A 16,836-nucleotide genomic window follows, 5' to 3' on the forward strand; every position below is an offset into this window, starting at 1 on the left:
AGATCGGTGAACCCGTTGCATGAACTCATCCGTTGTCTATGAACCCACCCCGTTGCATGAACTCGGAGAAGTCGTGATGCAGCAGCAGAGTCTGGTGGGTTCATTCGTCTCGCACGCCACCGGCCACCCCGGTGATCCGGCGCTGATATGGCGCGGAGAAGAGACGACCTACCGTGAACTCCACCAGCTGGCGGAGCGGGAGCGCGTCCGGATCGCCGGGCTCGACCCGGGCGGGGACGAGCCGGTCGGCATCCCGGCCGCCAAGTCGCCCTCGACGATCGCCCTGATGCTCGCCTGTCTGCTGGAAGGGCGGCGCTTCCTGCTGCTGCCCGCGCCCGCGCCGGAGGGGAGAACACCCCACACGCTGGCCGAGCAGGCCGGAATCCGGCACGTCCTGTCGCCGGAGAGCCCCCGGTCTCCCGGACCCGGGCCGGGTGCCCCGGACCGGCCGGCGGAACCGGAGGCGCCGCGCCGTACGGAGCCCGCCGACGTCTCCTTCATGTTCACCACCTCCGGTTCCACCGGGCGGCCGAAGATCGTGCCACTGAGTACGGGGGCGGTGGACCGCTTCACCACCTGGGCCGGCGAGCGGTTCGGCATCCGCCGGGGAACGACGGTCCTCAACTACGCGCCGCTCACGTTCGACCTGTGCCTGCTGGACGTCTGGACCACGCTCAAGTACGGCGGCCGCGTCGTCCTGGTCGATCCGGCCCGGGCCACCCAGCCGAACTACCTGCTGGACCTCGTGTCCCGCCACGCGGTCCAACTCGTCCAGGCGGTACCGATGTTCTACCGGTTGCTGGTCGACGCGGCCGCCGGGAGCGGCCGCCGGCTCGACACCGTCGAGCACGTCGTCTTCACCGGCGACAGCATGCCCGCCCGCTGCCTGGCCGAACTTCCGCAGCTGTTCACCGGCGCGCGGCTCCACAACGTCTACGGCTGCACCGAGACCAACGACAGCTTCCTGCACGAGGTCGACGGCACCGAGCCGGCGGACGGCCCGGTGCCGATCGGACGCCCGCTGCCCGGAGTCCACGCGGTGATCGTCGGTGCCGACGGCGCGATCGTGACCGGGCCGGGGACCGGCGAACTCCACGTCGCCACGCCGTTCCAGACCGACGGCTACCTGGACCGGGAGCAGGACGCGGACAGGTTCGCGACCCACCACCACGACGGGGAGACGCGGCGCTACTTCCGCAGCGGCGACCTCGTACGGCGCGACCGGGACGGCCGCATCACCCTGGAAGGGCGCAACGACCACCAGGTCAAGGTCCGCGGCGTGCGGGTCAACACCCACGAGGTCGAGCAGGTGCTGCTCGAACATCCCGACGTCGTCGAGGCGGCCGTGGTGACCGTGCCCGACCAGGTGGCCGGCCGCCTGCTGCGGGGCGTGGTCCGCCGCGCCCCGGACAGCCGGCTCAACTCGCTGGCGCTGCGCCGCCACTGCGCGCAACGGCTTCCGCTCACCGCCGTCCCCTCGACCCTGCTGATCGTGGACGACCCGCTGCCCAGGACGCCCACCGGAAAGATCGACCGCACGCCCCTCCAGCTCGCCTGCTCCCCGTCCCAGCCAAACGAAGGACCGGCCACGTGAAACACGCCGCGGTAGTCACGCAGTTCATCATCGAGGAGTTCCTGCCGGACGTCGGCGCGAACGAACTGGACGCCGACTACGACCTCGTGGACGGCGGGGTCATCGACAGCCTCGGCCTGCTCAAGACGATCGCCTGGCTCGAGGACTGCTTCGACCTGCGCGTCGAGGAGATCGACCTCGACCCGGACAGCTTCCGCTCGGTCGGCTCGATCAGCAGGTTCATCGAGCAGGCCCAGCAGCACCGGACGGACGCCCACTAGCCATGCACGAGGTGCTGCGAGCGCTGATCGGCCGGGACCGCGCCGTCGTCGACCAGGAGATGTGGGGGTCCTTCTGGGACCAGCTGCGTGACGGCGCCCTGCGTTCCGGCGAGACGGTGGCGCTGCTGTCCTCGCTGTCCACCCGGATGCCCGATCGGGACACGCTGGTCGCCATGCTCCGCTCGCTGGACGAGCGCCGGCCCGCCGTCGCCGCGCGGCTGGACCGCACGGCCAACATCGTCGGCACCGGAGGCGGTCCGGCCACGTTCAACATCTCCACCGCGGCGGCGTTCGTCGCCGCAGCCCTGGGCGTGCGCGTCGTCAAGACGGGATCCCGCGCCTACACGAGCACCTGCGGCTCCCACGACCTGCTCGACCGCCTCGGCATCCGGACGACCACCTCGTACGAGCAGACCGACGACCTGCTGGAACGCTTCGGCATCGCCTTCCCGGGGAACTTCGTCTACCCGCGGGAGGTGGCGCTGCTGGCCCGGAGCATCGTGCCGATGGACCTGCGGATGATCGGCGGATTCATCAACTCCGTCGGCCCCTTCCTGGCCGCGGTGCCGGTCTCCGCCCAGCTCGTCGGCGTCTCGGACCATTCGCTGCTGCCGGTTCTGGGCCAGGTCGCCGCCACCGTGGCCGACCGGAGGATCTGGCTGTGCACCAACGAGCTGGGGGTCGACGAGCTCGTCGGCTCCGTCGACAACGTCGTCCTCTCCAATGACGGCACGGACGCGATCCGGCTGCGGGCCGAGGCTCCCGAGGCTCCCGCAAACGGCACCGACCCGATCACCGGACTACGGCCGACCGGCGAGGGCGAGGACGTGGTCGACCACTTCCTCGCCGTGCTCTCCGGCGACGGGACGGCTCTCGCCACACGGACCGTCCGCCTGAACGCCGCCGCACTGGCCGTCGCGAGCGGGCTGATCGACGGCTGGCCGGAGGCGATCAGGGCGGCCGACGACGCCCTCCGCAGCGGCGCCGCCCGCGACCTCGTCGACCGCCTGCGCGCACACCCGGCGCGCCGCGCCATAGCCACGGCGCGTGCGCGGTGAGCGGGTTCTTCGCACGCCGGCCACCGGACCAGCCCGGTCTGGCGATGTTCCTCAACGCCGGAGACCCCCCGCTGCCCGTCCTCGCCGACGTCATGCGGATGCTCGACGACTGCCGCGTGGACTGCCTGGAGCTGGCGGTGCCCTTCCCCGACTCGGTCACCGACGGGCCGGTCATCCGCCGATCGGCGCAGCGGGCCCTGGCCGACGGCGTCGGACTCGACGAGGTGCTCGGACTCCTCAGCGGGATCCTGCCCCGGCTGCGCCACCTGCGGGTGGCACTGCTGGCCGACTGGAGCCACACGGTCAGAGACCTGACCGTGCCCGGCTTCGTCCGGCGGGTCGCCGACTCGGGCGTCGACGGCCTGCTGGTGCACGGCCTGCCGCCGCGGCTACGGGCCGGCTACCTCGAAGCGGTGCGGGAGGCGGGGCTGCCCGCGGTCGCCACCTGCTACGCCGCGTCGACGGCCGAGGTCAAGGCCGCGGCCGCCGAGTCCGCCACCGCGTACCTGTACCTGGTGGCCCACTACGGCCGCAGCGGCGGCAGGCTCACGGCCGACCGCCAGGAGCTGGCCGACGCGCTGGCCGCGCTGCGCACGACGACCGCCGTACCGATCGCCGTCGGATTCGGCGTCCGCTCCAGGGCGGACATCGACCTGCTGCACGGCCTCGGCGCCGACGCCGCGGTCGTGGGCAGCGCCGGGGTCGCCCGGATCGAGCACGCCCTCGCCGAAGGGGCCGACGTGGTCGAGGAGCTCCACACCTTCGTGCACACCGTCTCGCCGTACTCGGCACACCGCTGATTCGGCGAAGCGCCGACTCAGCAAGCCACCCGTCCAGCTACCCGCCAGGAGGCACACCCGATGATCGTCCGACGCCTTGACGAGGTGACCACCGTGGACTGGGGCAACGGGCTCAGCCGCAGGTTCCTTCTCGAATCCGACGGCCTGGGCTACACGATGACGGACACCACCGTCCGCGCCGGCACCAAGTCGAGGCTGGAGTACCGCCGCCACCTGGAGGCCTGCTACTGCATCGAGGGCACGGGCCAGGTCGTGAACGCCGACGGCACGTCCCACCCGATCGAGCCGGGCACGCTGTACGCGCTCGACCTGCACGACGCCCACTTCCTGATCGCGGACCAGGACACGGACCTCCGCCTGGTGTGCGTGTTCTCGCCCGCGTTGCGCGGCGACGAACGCCACAACCTCGACTCGACCGATTTCTCCGAGTACTAACAGGACTGACAGATGATCAGCTGGAACGCCGACCAGATCGCTCTGGGCGAGGGCATCGCCCAGTGGTGCGAGGAGCTCAGCTCGGGCCATCTCGAAGGGGACGCGGAAGGCGCCTTCCCGTGGGACAAGTGGAAGCTGATCCAACGGTCCGGAATCCTCGGCCTGCCGTTCGACGAACAGTGGGGCGGGCTGGGCCAGGACCTCCTCACCACCATGCACGTACTCGAACAACTCGGTACCGGGTGCCGTGACGGCGGACTGAACTTCGCGGTCGCCACCCACCTGGTCAGCGTCGGAGTCCCGCTGCAACGGTTCGGCTCGCCGGAGCTCAAGGCGCGCCACCTGCCGGGGATCTGCTCGGGAGAGACGATCGGGGCGCACGCGATCAGCGAGACCGAGAGCGGCTCCGACGCGCTGGCGATGAGGACCACGGCCACCCGCGAGGGCGACGACTTCGTGCTGCGGGGCGGCAAGGCCTTCATCACCAACGGCCCGGTGGCCGACGTGTTCGTGGTCTACGCGCGCACCCACCCGAAGGCCGGCCCGCTCAGCATCACCGCCTTCGTCGTGGAGCGGGACACCCCGGGGCTCGTCGTCGGGCCGCCCGTCGCCACCATGGGGCTGCGGACGGCGCCGCTGGGCGAACTGCACTTCGACGACTGCCGGATCCCCGCATCCGCCGTGATCGGCCGGGTCGGATCCGGATTCCTGGTCCTGGACCACGTGATGAAGTGGGAGATCCTCTGCTCCTTCGTCATCAACACCGGGCAGATGCGGTACCGGCTCGACCGCTGCGTCGAATTCGCCAAGCAGCGCGTCCAGTTCGGCCATCCGATCGGCTCGTACCAGTCGATCTCCCACAAGCTCGTGGACATGAGCATCGGCCTGGACACCGCGCGCAAATGGCTCTACGACACGGCGGTCAGGCTGACGGAGGGCGAGAACGTCACGAGGGACATCGCCGTCAGCAAGGTCCTCGCCAGCGAGAGCAACCTCGCCTCCGCACTGGCCGCCGTGCAGATCTTCGGCGGCAGCGGCTACCTGGCCGAGTACGGGCTGGAGAAGGACGTGCGCGACGCGGTCGCCGGCCCGATCTACTCGGGCACGTCGGAGATCCAACGCAACCGCATCGCCGCCATGTTGGGGTTGTGACACCTGATGCTGGTCAAGATCTGCGGAGCCGCCTCGGCCGAGGACGTGGCATCGCTCGACAGCGCCGGAGCCGACTTCGTCGGCCTGTGGCACGGCGTCCCAGGGGGACGCGCCAACCTGACACTTCATCAACTCACTTCTCTCGCAGACGCCGTGCACCGAACGGGGCGAATGCACCCGGTCCTCGTGACCTTCCTCAACGACGCCGGGACACTGCGCGCGGCGACGGCCGCGGCCCGGGTCCAGTGGGTCCAACTGCACGGCTACCAGCCGCCGGGACTGGTCCGCGCCCTGAAGGGCACCACGGACCTCACCGTGGTCAAGGTGCTGCACCTCGGCGCGGACACCCGCGCGGAGCGGTCCCTGATCTCGGCGTACGAGCGGGCCGGAACGGACCTCTTCCTGCTGGACGCGGTGGCCGGCGACGGCCGGATCGGCAGCACCGGGCAACCGGCTGACTGCGGGGCCGTCATCGAGATCGCGGACCGCCTCTCGCGGCCCTTCCTGCTGGCCGGCGGCATCTCGGCCGACAACCGGGAGGACTACCGGGCCGTGCTGGAGCACCCACTGTTCCTCGGCATCGACGTGGACACGGCGGCCAGGGACGTCGACGGACGGCTGAGCACCGACCGGGTCACGGCCGTACGGCGCGGCTGGCGCGATCCGAAAGCGAGGGCCTAGATGACGGCCGCGTTCATCGAGGCACTGCTGGACGCCCGCCGACCGGTGATCATGGAGCTCAAGCGGCAGGACGCCGCCGGACAGGACCTGTTCGGCGACAGGTCGGCCGCCCGGCTGGTCACCGACTACCAGGGCGTCGGCGCGCCCTGCCTGTCCGTGGTCACCGGCCGGTGGTTCGGCGGCACCCCGGACCTGCTGCACGAGGTCGTGGCGGCGACGGACCTTCCCGTGCTGCAGAAGGACTTCATCACCCGCCGGAGCCAACTGCACCAGGCCCGCGAGAGCGGCGCGTCCGCGGTCCTGCTCACCGCCGCGCTGCTGCCGCGCGCCACCCTGGGCCATCTGGTCGAGCTGGGCCTGAGCCTGGGCCTGACGCCGTTCGTCGAGGTCACCACCGAGGAGGAGATCAGCCGCGTGCCGCGCGCCGAGGAGTGCGTGGTCGCGGTGAACAACAAGGACATCGCCACCCGCGAACGCGACGCGGGCGACCTCGGGCGAAGCTCGTCACTCCTGCCCGCGGTGCTGCGCAGCGGCACCCGGTGCCCGGTGAGTGCCGGGGCCATCCGCCGCCCCGACGACGCCGCCCGCCTGCTCGACGAGGGCTTCGCCGGCGTGCTCATCGGAACGGGCCTCCTACGCGCCGCCAGCCTGCCGGCGTGGCTGGACGGCCTCGACACCCACCTCGACACCCACCTCGACCCCCGTCCCGACACCCGTCCCGACGCCGAGCGCGAACCGGCTCCCCCCGTCCGCCGCCCGGCGGACCCCCCGACCACCGACATCTGGAGGTAACGGCATGACCAGCGAAGCATCCGAGCAGTGGAAGGTCGTCGTCAACGACGAGGAGCAGTACTCGGTCTGGTCCGCCGACCGCGAATCGCCGGCGGGCTGGCACGAGGTCGGTGTGCGGGGTGCGAAGGACGAGTGCCTCGCGCACATCGAACACGTGTGGACCGACATGCGCCCCCGTAGCCTGCGCCTGCGGTCCGTCCCGGAGGACGGTGCGCGGTGAACCGGACGCTCGCACCGCACGTCGCGCGCCCGCCGGCCGAGCCCCTGCTCACCACCACCCTGAACCTGCCGGGCTGCCAGGCCCGGGGCTGGGTCGTCGTCGACTCCATGGTCGACGGCCTGGCCCTGGGCGGCACCAGGATGACCCCGACGGTGAGCGAGCAGGAGCTGGCCGGGCTCGCCAGGGCGATGACCCACAAGCTGGCACTGGTCGGCCTGCCCATCGGTGGCGCCAAGGCCGGCATCGCACCCGATCCGGGCGCCACCGTCGAACGGCGGGCGGTGATGCGGGGGTTCGGCCGCGCCGCGGCCCCGCTGCTGAACGGCGGGGTGTACCTGGGGTGCGACCAGGGCACCACCTACGCCGACCGGCAGGTCGCCTTCGAGGCCGCCGGGTACGACGTCACCCGCCGCCCCGGCACCACCCGCCTCACCGTCGACTGGGCCGAACTGTGGGACCACATGGCCGACATCACCGGGTTCGGCGTGGCCGTCGCGGTCCTCGGCGCCCTACGGGCCTCCGGTGCGCGGACCCCGCAGCGCATCGCGATCCAGGGCTTCGGCACCGTCGGGCGCGCGGTGGCCGGCCACCTGGCCGCCCACGGCCACCTGGTGGTGGCCGTCGCCGACGTCCGGGGCACCATCGAGGACCAGCGCGGACTGCCCGTCGCCGAACTCACCGCACTCACCAGCAGCGACGGCACGATCGACCGGAGCCGGCTGCCCGCCCGGGTCACCGTCCACGGGCCCGGGCAGGCGTGGCTGCACGTCGACGCCGACGTGCTGGTGCTGGCGGCCTCCGCCTCCGCGGTCGACGAGGAGGCGGTGCCGGCGGTCCGGGCCGGCCTGGTGGTCGAGGGCGGAAACCTGAGCTGCACCCCGCCCGCCCGCCGGTCGCTGCGCGAGGCCGGCCACACCGTCCTGCCGGACGTGGTCGTCAACGTCGGCGGAGCGGCGGCGACCGGGTGCGTGCTCGCCGGGCTGGCCCCGTCCGACCTGCCGCTCCCGCAGCTGTCCGCGTGGCTGCGCGAGTGGGTCTCCAGCAGGGTCGCCAGGAACTGCGAGCTGGTGCAGGAGCTGAGCGCCTCGGGCAGCGCCGATCCGGTCGCTCAGCTCCTCGGTTCGCGGGGAGCCCCGGCCGGCGCCTCCGAACCGGAGGCGCCGGCCGAGCGGTGACCGGCCGGAGGCCCGTGCAGCGGCTCCTCAGCGACTCATCAGCGACCGGAGCGACCGAAGCGACTCAAGGTTGGCGGTCGGTGCGCGCGTGCGCGGCCGGCCGCGCCTGAACCCCGCTCCCCTCATCAGGCCCCTCGGGTTCGATCATCTAGGCTGGCGCGGTGACTGATGAGCAGGAGCGGGTGCAGCCGTCGGGAGTGTGGGCCACGGCGGTGGGGGTGGCCAGGGTGCGGGCGCTGGAGACCGAGCGGGTGGACGCGTTGTTCCGCGACCCACTGGCCCAGGCCTTCGCCGCCGCCGGCGGCCTGTGGCCCTCCTCGCCACCCCCGGCTGACGAGGCCGCGCGCCGCCGCCGGCTGGCCGTGTCCTTCTCCATCGTCATCAGGACGAAGTTCCTCGACGACCTGTTGCGGCGGGCCTCCGCGTCCGGGGTCCGGCAGGTCGTACTGCTCGGCGCCGGCATGGACAGCCGCGCCTTCCGGATGGACTGGCCCGAGGGCACCCGGCTGTTCGAGGTCGACACCGCCGCGCCACTGGACTTCAAGGCCTCGGTGCTGCGCCAGGAGCGGGCCGTCGCACGCTGCGAGCGGATCACCGTCGCGGCGGACCTGCGTGAGGACTGGCCGGCCGCGCTGGCCGCCGCAGGGCACGACCCGGCCGCGCCGACCGTGTGGATCGCCGAAGGACTGCTGATCTATCTGCCCGAGGACGCGGTGGAGTTGCTGCTGGCCCGGATCGGCGAGCAGTCGGCGCCCGGCAGTCGGATGGGGCTCACCTTGGGCTCGCGCGGCGTGATCGAGCGCTTCGGCGCGGACTCCGTACCGGGCTCGGCGGCGTCCATGTGGGTCTCGGAGATGCCCGACGACCCGGTGGACTGGCTGGCCGGGCACGGCTGGGAGGCCGACGCCCACACCCTGCGTGAGCGCGCCGCCGCCTACGGCCGCCCGGTCGACACCCCGCCGCGGCGCGAGGAGCAGCCGGGCGGACTGGTCTCGGCGGTCCGCCGGTAGGGCGCCTACCGGTTCCCCGGATCATCGACTCCGAGCGGGCCCGATCCGCCCGACAGCCGCCCGACAGCCGCCCGACCGCTGTCGCTTCACGTATGTGCGGGACCGCGGCCGCCACGACCGGCACGTTCCGGCACGTTCCGGCAAAGGGTTCGTCAACGGTCATTCCTGAACTCCCGGATCCCGCAGGTGGCATGGCCACCGGGTCCGGCCGGACCGGCATCCGCCGTGGTCGGGAGGTGGAGGGGAGTTGGCGAAATCGTGTCCATGACCAGCCCGACCCCGTTGACCTCCGGTACGGCCGGGCGGTTGGCTCGCCCCGAGCCGGCCGGCGGGGGCGGGAGGCGGTACGGCCCGAGACAAGGGGAGGACGGTTCAGGTGGAACGGACGAACGCGGGGACCCGCGGCCGGTGGGCGGTACGGGCCGGCAGCGTGCTGGCAGCCGCACTCCTGGCCGCCACCACGGCCCAGGTCCAGGCCCAGGCCGCACCGCTCCCGGAGGGCACCGTCACGGTGAACGTCGCCCCCGACGGCACCCCGGCCGACGACTGGTCGGAGCCCCTCGGCCTGAGCGCCGACGGCCGCTACGCCCTCTTCACCTCGCTGGCCGCCAACCTGGTGCCCGGCGACACCAACCGCCTGTACGACGTGTTCGTCCGCGACCTGTGGACCGGGCGCACCGAGCGGGTGAGCCTGGCCGACGACGGCGGCCAGCTCGACGGCTCGACCAACCAGGCGGCGATCAGCGCCGACGGCCGGTACGTGGCCTTCAGCACGAACGCCACCGACGTCATCCCGGGGCGGCACGGCGACGGCCGGTTCGACGTCTACGTCCGCGACCGCTGGACCGGCCGCACCGAACCGCTCACCGCGGGCACCGGCGCCGGCAACTCGCTCGACCCGGCGATCAGCGCCGACGGCCGGTACGTCGCGTACACCTCGGACCGCCCCGACCTCGCCCCCGGCTCCCGGCCCGGCGTCCAGAACATCCACCTGGCCGACCGCCGCACCGGCACCACCCGCCTGGTCAGCACCGGCCGCGACGGCGCCGCCGCCGACGGCGGCTCGGTCGAGCCCTCGCTCAGCGCGGACGGCCAGACCGTCGCCTTCCGCTCCAAGGCGACCAACCTGCTGCCGACCGCGCCCACGCCGCCCGCAACGGCCATGACGCCCACGACCGCCACCAAGCCCCCACCCGCACGGCAGCTCTTCCCGCTCTACACCTACGACGCGCGCACCGGCCGGATCCAGGGCGCCAGCATCGACGCCACCGGCACCCTGCGCGACGCCGCCAAGGCCGGACGCCTCAGCCCCGACGGTCGCTACGCCCTCTTCCGCGTCTTCGAGCGCGAGCAGGACACCGTCCAGGTCCGCCTCTACGCCCGCGACCTGCGCACGGGCACGGTGACCACGGTCTCCGCCGTCGACTCCCAGCCCGCCGTCATGACCGCCGACGACCGCTGGGTCTACTTCGCCTCCGACTCCGCCGCCCTCGCCCCCGGCGACACCAACGGTGTCGCGGACGTCTTCCGCCGCGACCTGTGGACCGGCCGGATCGAACGCGTCAGCACGGCGGCCGACGGCGGCCAACGGCCCGGCGCCTCCACCGCCCCCAGCGTGGACGCCCTCGGCACGACGGTCCTGTTCAGCACCCTGAACGGCGCCGGCGCGGAGCTCCTGGCCCGCCGCCTGCCGCCACTCTGACCGCGGTCGAACTCCCCTCTCCGGCACTCCCGATGACGGCGACGGTGCAACGCCGGAGAGGGTCCAATTCGGTTGAGCGGCCGACACGGCTCTGGTAGCAATGTGACATGATACAAGGCCTCAAAGTCGCCCTCCGCGCGCGCCACGAGAGTGACGTAGCCGTTCTCCAGACCGAGCTGTACGACGACGTCGCCACCCGCTCCCGGGCCGACACCCGCCCCTGGCGGCCCATCTCCCCGGGCGCGGCAGAGTCCCCCTACGCGCCGACCCCGCCCTCGGAGGCCGCGGCCTGCTTCTCCGTACTGGACCTGGCCTCAGGGGAGTTGGCCGGAGAGGCCGTGCTCTGGGGGATCGACACCCACAACCGCACCGCCCACCTCGGGATCGCCCTGCGCCCCGGCCTGCGCGGCCGGGGCCTGGGCACCGATGTGGTCAGGGTGCTCTGCCAGTACGGCTTCGCGGTACGCGGCCTGCACCGGCTGCAACTGGAGACCCTCGCCGACAACACCCCGATGATCGCGGCCGCCCGCAGGGCCGGCTTCACCCTGGAGGGAACACTCCGCCGCTCCGCCTGGGTGTGCGGCGAGTTCGCGGACGAAGCCGTCCTCGGACTCCTCGCCGAAGAGTGGAGGCCATGACGCTCACCGCGTGACCCGGCGAACGCCGCCGGGTCACGCGGGGGCACCACTGACGGCTGCTCCGCTGGGCTCCGTCGATCCGCGGGACCGTCACCACCGGCTCCAGCAGCTCCTGGTGGGCCCGAGGCCGTTCCGCAGGGGTCTTGCCAGACACTACGGTCACCGTACTATGGTGTGGAGCGTGAAGAACAAACGCTCCATGCAAGAGCCGACCTTCCTGCTCCTCACCGCGCTGGCCGACCGGCCCCGGCACGGCTACGCGCTCGGGGACGAGGTCGCCGCGATCTCCGAAGGCCGGGTACGGCTCGGCGCCGGCAGCCTGTACGGCACCCTCGACCGGCTCCTGGCCGAGGGGCTGATCCACGTCGAGCGCGAGGAGACGGTGGACGGGCGCCCCCGGCGCGTGTTCGCCCTCACCCCGGACGGTGAACAGTCGCTCAGGGACGAGGCCGAACGCCTTCGCTCCGCACTGCGCGAGGCCGACCGGCGTCTGACGCAGATCCGGACCCGTCCCGTAGGAGGCGCGGCATGACCTCGAAGCACTCCATGAACACGCGCCTGCTGCAACGGGCCCTCCGGCTGTACCCGGCGTCCTACGGCGCCGGTGCACTCGCGGAGGTCGCCGACCTCGCCCGGCACCGGATCGCCCGCTCCGGCTCCGCCGCGGGGCTGCGCGAGGTGGCCGACGTCGCCGGGCACGGGGCCCGGCTCCAGCTGGGCATGGTCTCCCACCGGCCGCCGGGCCGGGCGTTCGCCACCGCGGCGCCGCTCGCCGCGCTGCTGGCCGGAACGTACGCGGCGACCTACCTGTGGCGGGACCTGCGGCTCGCCATCAGCCCCGAGTCCGCCGACTTCCCCGCCGGAGTCCCGGCGGGAGGCGCGCTCCTGGCGGTGATGTCGCTGCTCGTCCCCGCTGTGCTGACGGCGTGCGCGGCCGCGGCCGGCCGCTGGCCGGCCGCACGGGCCCTGGCCCTGGTGTCGCTGGTGCTGGCACCGCTGTTCTACGCCATGTGCCGCTTCGGGCTGTGCGACCTGGACTTCCGCACCGCGGCCGAACTCGGCCTCGGCATCCGGGGGTTCGGGCTGATCGAGCTCAACACCCTCGTCCTGCTGGCCGCCCCGCCGGACCGGACCCGCAGGACCGGCGCCGGGCTCTGGCCGGTCGCCGCCGCGGTCACCGCCTTTGGCATCGGCGTCACGATCACCGGCGAGTCCACCGCGCGGATCCTCACCTCCGGCTTCGGCATCTGGGCCCCGCTCGCCACCGGGGTCGCCCTGGCCTTCACCACCCGGACGGCCGGGAACGCGGCCCTGGCCGCGGCCGTCCTGGCGGCGCCTCCCGTACTCACCCCCGTACTCCTCGGCGGCCAGGCGTCGGTCGCGGCGATGCTGCCCCAGCTCCTCGTCCCGGCCGCCTTCGGCTATCTGACGGCCCGAATCGCGATCCTCCTCATCGCCCGTCTCCCCCGAACGGGCCGCCTCTCCCGCCCCTGACCGGCCTCACACCACACCCACGTCGCCCTCCTCGACGGAGGCAGCGCCCCAGGGGGTCTGCGGGCGGGCCCGGTCACCGGACGCTGGAGTCTCCCGGCTTCGGCTGCACCCGCCTCGCCACAAGCGTCGGTCCCGGCTCCCCGCGAGCGGGAGCCGGGACCGACGCTTGTGGCGGGGTGCGCCACCGACCCGCACCCGATGGGCCGTCCGACCTGTGCGACACCGATGCGTCTGCTGCCGACCGCCGGCAACACGGAGCGGGACGGCGGCAACGGAAGCTGGAAACCGCCGGCCACGGGGGGGGACACGGCGGCGTCAGGGGTGGTAGTCGGTGAGGGTGCGGGTGGGGGTCCAGCCCTGGGTGCGGGCGCGGGTGAGGTCGAGGACGACGCTGCGGGTGAGGAGGTCGACGGTGTAGGGGGTGAGCCCCGGGATGCGGGCGGTGCGGGCGGCGAGGCGGGCGAGGGGCGCGGGGAGGTGGGCGAGGGGCGCGGGGAGGTGGGCGAGGGGCGCGGGGACGCGGTGGGCGGCGAGGACGTGGCGCAGGGCGTCGTCGCGGCGGTAGGGGGTGGCGTCGGCGATGTTGTAGGCGCCGGGCGGCCAGGGCGGTGTGCCGGTGAGGCCGAGGGCGGACAGGCAGGCGTCGGTGAGGTTGGCGACGGCGGTGAGGCTGAGCGGGATGTCGCGGCCGGGCAGCGGGAGCAGGCCGTGCCGGGCGCGGGCGAGCAGTTGGGGGACGAGGTGGGGGTCGCCGGGGCCGTAGACGGCGCGGGGGCGCAGGACGACGGCGCCGGCCGTGAGGGCGAGGCGTTCGGCGGCGGCCTTGGTGCGGCCGTAGGCGTTGAGGTGGCCGGTGGCGGTGGGGTGGTCCTCGGTGACGGCGGGGGTGGCGGTGCGCGGGTCGTAGACGCTGGCGCTGCTGACGTGGACGAGGGGGCGGCCGGCGGCCGCGCGCAGGACGCGCTCGGTGCCGGCGACGTTGACGGCGTGCTGGTGGGCTTCGGCGGGATCGCCCGGGGGCAGGTCGGCGACGGCGGCGGCGCAGTGGACGACGAGGTCGGCGCCGGTGAAGTCGGGCTCGCCCTCGGCGGCGTCCCAGGGGCGGTGGTGGCCGACCGGGCCGGGGCGGCGGCCGTGGCAGGAGACGTCGAGGCCCAGGGCGGCGGCGGTGCGGGCGAGGTGGGCGCCGCAGAAGCCGGTGGCGCCGGTGATGGCGAGGTGCATCAGGATCTTCCCCGCCGGACGGTGAGTTCGGCGTAGCCGGGCAGGGCGCTGCGGCGGTCGACCCGGGCGCGGGTGACGACCGGGCGGTGGGGGGCGAGCGCCAGGAGGAGGTCGGCGAGCAGAGTGCGGGCCAGGCCGGCCCCGGGGCAGGCGTGCGGGCCGGCGCCGAAGACGGCCTGGGTGGCGGCCGGATCTTCGGCAGGGCTGCGGCGGTGGGCCCGGGCGGCGTGCCGGGCGACCAGGACCAGCCGGTCGCCGGCCCGTACGGGGTGCCCGGCGAGGGTGGTGTCGGCGGCGGCGACCCGGGGCAGCAGCGGGGACGGGGCGGTCAGGCGCAGGAGTTCGGCGGCGAGGCCGGGTGCGGTCGCCTCGCTCACGGTCGGCCAGAGCCCGGCGTCGGCGCACCAGGCGACGGCCCGGGGCAGTGCGGCGACGGTGGTGTTCACGGCGGCGACGGCCACCATGGCGTCACGCGCGTCGGGCGCGTCGGGCAGCAGGGCGGCGAGCCGGGCCGCGGCGGCGACCGTGGCGGCGGCCGCGTCCGGGCCGCGGCGGCGGGGACCGGGGAGGTGGTCGCGGGCGGCGCGGGCGGCGGCTTCGGCCGCGGCGTGGGCGAGGCGGTGCGGGCAGGACTGCGCGCCGGTCAGGGCGGCGGCCGTGACACCGGCCAACTCCCGGGCCAGTGCGACGAGTTCGAGCTCGCCTGCGGCCAGGTCCGGGACCCGTGTCGCGAGCACGGCCTGCCAGTGCGGGCGGATCCGTTGCTGTGCGGCGGTGTCGAGGCCGCCGGCCAGGGCGCGGCGGGCGTTGCGGTGTTCGGCGCCGTCCTGGTCGAACAGCAGTCCGCCGACCGTGAGTTCGGCCGCTGCGCCACCGGTGGTGCCGGGTGCGGTGCGGTCCAGCGGGACCTTGGTGAGCGCTTCGCGGTAGGCGTCGGTGCCGTGCACCAGCACGGTGCGGCCGAGCCGGACCACCGGGCGGCGGCGGGTGGCGGCGAGCAGGGCGAAGAGCACGGGGTGGCTGCGCAGGTAGACCCGGCGGTCCCGGCGGCGGGCCCGGCGGGCGGCGGCGGGCGGGAAGGCCGGTGCGGGCGGCTGTGCGGTCATGGGGTCGGTCACCGGGCCAGCTCCCGTGCGCAGTGCGCGGCGGCCGCCGCCCGGTCGGGCTTGCGGGAGCGGCCCGCGAGCGGGACCTCGCCGAACAGGACGGCGTCCGGCCGGGCCGCTGCCATCCGGTCGAGCGGCCCGCGCAGGGCCTCGCGCAGGCGCCGCGGGTCGGTGCCCGGCGCCGGCTGGACGAGGGCGACCAGCCGCTCGTCGCCGTCCCCCGCCGGAACGCCGACCAGGACGGCGAGTTCGACGCCCGGCAGGTGCAGCGCCGGTTCGTACAGGCCGGGGTAGATGTTCTCGGCGCGGCGCAGCACCATGTCCTTGAGGCGGCCGGCGAGGACGATCCGTCCGCCCGGGGTGAGCGCGGCGCGGTCGCCGGTGCGCACCCAGGGGTCGGGGTCCTCGCCGAGGTAGCGGTGGCGGGCGCCCGGGCCGGTGAGCAGCAGTTCACCGCCGGTGGCGATCCGGGCGCGGACGCCGGGCAGGGGAGCTCCGACCAGGTCGCCGTCCCCGTCGTGGGCGCTCTTGTCCGCCTCCTCGACGGCGGCGGCCGGGAACAGTTCGGTGAGCGCGTAGACGCTCCAGGCCTGGTGGGCGCCGGACTGCTTGACCCGGCGCAGCAGGGCGGCGTCGGCGGGGGCGGAGCCCGTCCAGACCCGGCCGGTGAAGCGGGCCCCGGCGGCGAGGGCGGCGCGCAGTTGCGGTGGGGTGAGGTAGGTGTGGGCGGGGTCGAGGCGGGCGAGTTGGCGGCCGAGCGCGGCGGGGCGGCGGGCGGGCAGCACGACGGCGGCGCCCGCGGCGAGGGCCGGGACGAGCACGAAGAACGTCCCGCCGAGGACGACCGTCCCGGGGCGCGGGTCGACCAGGTCGGCGACGGTGCGCAGCCCGGCGGCCAGCCCGTCCCGGGTGTGGACGACGGCGCGCGGGCGGGCGGTGGTGCCGGAGGTGAAGACGATCACCGCGTCCGCGTCCGGGCCGCCGTCGGGCCGGGCGGGCGGGGTCGCGCCGCCAGGGCGCAGGTGCGGCGCGCAGCCGGGCAGGCGGCGGCCCAGGGTGGCGACCGGCCCGAGTGCGGTGAGGCGGGGCAGGGCGAGGTCCGCTCGGCGGGCGAGCGGCCCGGCCCAGCCGGCCACCGCCTGGGCGGCGGCGTCGGCGAGGACGAGATCGGGGCGGGCCAGGGCGAGCCGGGCGGCGAGCACGTCGGGCCCGGCGGCCGGGTCGAGGACGGCGATGCGCAGGCCCAGCTGGTGCGCGGCAAGCATGACGGCCAGTGCGCGCGGCCCGGGCCGGACGGCGACGCCGACGGTGTCGCCGGGGCCGAGGCCGTGGGCGTGCAGCGCGGCGGCGTAGCCGTCGGCCAGGTCGGCGAGTTCGCCCCGGCGGAGCACCGGGCGGACGGTGCCCGGGCGGGTGTGGCGCAGGACGGCGGGCCGGTCGGGGTGGTCGGTGCGCAGGGCATGGGTGAGCCGGTCGAGCATGGCGGGGTCCTTCG

General features: G+C 74.4%; 18 protein-coding genes. 15 read left to right on the forward strand and 3 right to left on the reverse strand.

Translation table 11 applies throughout. From position 1 onward, the window contains the following. Positions 1-76: 76 nt before the first annotated feature. The 15 genes from ACIQVZ_RS07745 to ACIQVZ_RS07815 all read left to right on the forward strand — a co-directional run bounded on the left by ACIQVZ_RS07745 (position 77) and on the right by ACIQVZ_RS07815 (position 13,011). Positions 77-1,594: an AMP-binding protein gene (locus ACIQVZ_RS07745; protein WP_402447985.1), complete on the forward strand. Its 1,518-nt coding sequence runs from the start codon at positions 77-79 to the stop codon at positions 1,592-1,594. Then, on the forward strand, positions 1,591-1,854 hold the full coding sequence (locus tag ACIQVZ_RS07750; protein WP_402447987.1) for a phosphopantetheine-binding protein: 264 nt from the start codon (positions 1,591-1,593) through the stop codon (positions 1,852-1,854). Before ACIQVZ_RS07745 ends, ACIQVZ_RS07750 begins: the two co-directional genes overlap by 4 nt. Positions 1,855-1,856: 2 nt before the next feature. Next, a complete protein-coding gene (locus ACIQVZ_RS07755; RefSeq protein ID WP_402447989.1) occupies positions 1,857-2,912 on the forward strand; it encodes an anthranilate phosphoribosyltransferase in 1,056 nt (351 codons plus the stop codon). 44 nt (positions 2,913-2,956) lie between these two features. Then, on the forward strand, positions 2,957-3,712 hold the full coding sequence (trpA, locus tag ACIQVZ_RS07760) for a tryptophan synthase subunit alpha (protein ID WP_402447991.1): 756 nt from the start codon (positions 2,957-2,959) through the stop codon (positions 3,710-3,712). Between the two features lie 60 nt (positions 3,713-3,772). Then, positions 3,773-4,147 carry an ectoine synthase gene (locus tag ACIQVZ_RS07765; protein WP_350875735.1) on the forward strand — a complete coding sequence of 125 codons (375 nt, stop codon included), beginning with the start codon at positions 3,773-3,775 and terminating at the stop codon, positions 4,145-4,147. A gap of 12 nt (positions 4,148-4,159) precedes the next feature. Beyond that, on the forward strand, positions 4,160-5,299 hold the full coding sequence (locus tag ACIQVZ_RS07770) for an acyl-CoA dehydrogenase family protein (RefSeq protein ID WP_402447994.1): 1,140 nt from the start codon (positions 4,160-4,162) through the stop codon (positions 5,297-5,299). Between the two features lie 6 nt (positions 5,300-5,305). Beyond that, complete coding sequence (locus ACIQVZ_RS07775) at positions 5,306-5,980, forward strand: N-(5'-phosphoribosyl)anthranilate isomerase (protein ID WP_402447996.1); 675 nt, start codon at positions 5,306-5,308, stop codon at positions 5,978-5,980. Next, positions 5,981-6,772 carry an indole-3-glycerol-phosphate synthase gene (locus ACIQVZ_RS07780; protein ID WP_402447997.1) on the forward strand — a complete coding sequence of 264 codons (792 nt, stop codon included), beginning with the start codon at positions 5,981-5,983 and terminating at the stop codon, positions 6,770-6,772. It abuts the gene before it with no gap. A 4-nt stretch (positions 6,773-6,776) separates the two neighbouring features. After that, the gene (locus ACIQVZ_RS07785) at positions 6,777-6,992 is read left to right on the forward strand and encodes an MbtH family protein (RefSeq protein WP_402447999.1); all 216 of its coding nucleotides are present in this window, start codon (positions 6,777-6,779) and stop codon (positions 6,990-6,992) included. Beyond that, positions 6,989-8,167, forward strand: a complete 1,179-nt coding sequence (locus tag ACIQVZ_RS07790; RefSeq protein WP_402448001.1) for a Glu/Leu/Phe/Val dehydrogenase dimerization domain-containing protein — start codon at positions 6,989-6,991, stop codon at positions 8,165-8,167. Before ACIQVZ_RS07785 ends, ACIQVZ_RS07790 begins: the two co-directional genes overlap by 4 nt. A gap of 197 nt (positions 8,168-8,364) precedes the next feature. After that, positions 8,365-9,177, forward strand: coding sequence for a class I SAM-dependent methyltransferase (locus tag ACIQVZ_RS07795; protein WP_402448078.1), 813 nt, complete (start codon positions 8,365-8,367; stop codon positions 9,175-9,177). Positions 9,178-9,553: 376 nt separating this feature from the next. Beyond that, complete coding sequence (locus ACIQVZ_RS07800) at positions 9,554-10,879, forward strand: hypothetical protein (protein WP_402448002.1); 1,326 nt, start codon at positions 9,554-9,556, stop codon at positions 10,877-10,879. Positions 10,880-10,986: 107 nt separating this feature from the next. Further along, complete coding sequence (locus ACIQVZ_RS07805) at positions 10,987-11,517, forward strand: GNAT family N-acetyltransferase (protein ID WP_402448004.1); 531 nt, start codon at positions 10,987-10,989, stop codon at positions 11,515-11,517. A 199-nt stretch (positions 11,518-11,716) separates the two neighbouring features. Further along, entirely contained in the window at positions 11,717-12,049 is a 333-nt protein-coding gene (locus tag ACIQVZ_RS07810; protein ID WP_402448080.1) for a PadR family transcriptional regulator, read from the forward strand. Beyond that, positions 12,046-13,011, forward strand: a complete 966-nt coding sequence (locus ACIQVZ_RS07815) for a hypothetical protein (RefSeq protein ID WP_402448006.1) — start codon at positions 12,046-12,048, stop codon at positions 13,009-13,011. Before ACIQVZ_RS07810 ends, ACIQVZ_RS07815 begins: the two co-directional genes overlap by 4 nt. Positions 13,012-13,326: 315 nt before the next feature. Here the strand turns inward: ACIQVZ_RS07815 and ACIQVZ_RS07820 are convergent, their stop codons facing one another. The 3 genes from ACIQVZ_RS07820 to ACIQVZ_RS07830 are packed head-to-tail and all read right to left on the reverse strand — an operon-like array spanning position 13,327 to position 16,822. Further along, positions 13,327-14,235, reverse strand: a complete 909-nt coding sequence (locus ACIQVZ_RS07820; protein ID WP_402448008.1) for an NAD-dependent epimerase/dehydratase family protein — start codon at positions 14,233-14,235, stop codon at positions 13,327-13,329. After that, positions 14,235-15,353, reverse strand: a complete 1,119-nt coding sequence (locus ACIQVZ_RS07825; RefSeq protein ID WP_402448009.1) for a cytochrome P450 — start codon at positions 15,351-15,353, stop codon at positions 14,235-14,237. The genes ACIQVZ_RS07820 and ACIQVZ_RS07825 overlap by 1 nt, the downstream gene beginning before the upstream one ends. Continuing rightward, positions 15,350-16,822 (reverse strand): class I adenylate-forming enzyme family protein, encoded by a 1,473-nt coding sequence (locus tag ACIQVZ_RS07830; protein WP_402448011.1) that lies wholly within the window; start codon positions 16,820-16,822, stop codon positions 15,350-15,352. Before ACIQVZ_RS07830 ends, ACIQVZ_RS07825 begins: the two co-directional genes overlap by 4 nt. Between the last annotated feature and the right edge of the window lie 14 nt (positions 16,823-16,836).

It is taken from the genome of Kitasatospora sp. NPDC098663 (assembly GCF_044760075.1).
Taxonomy (GTDB): domain Bacteria; phylum Actinomycetota; class Actinomycetes; order Streptomycetales; family Streptomycetaceae; genus Kitasatospora.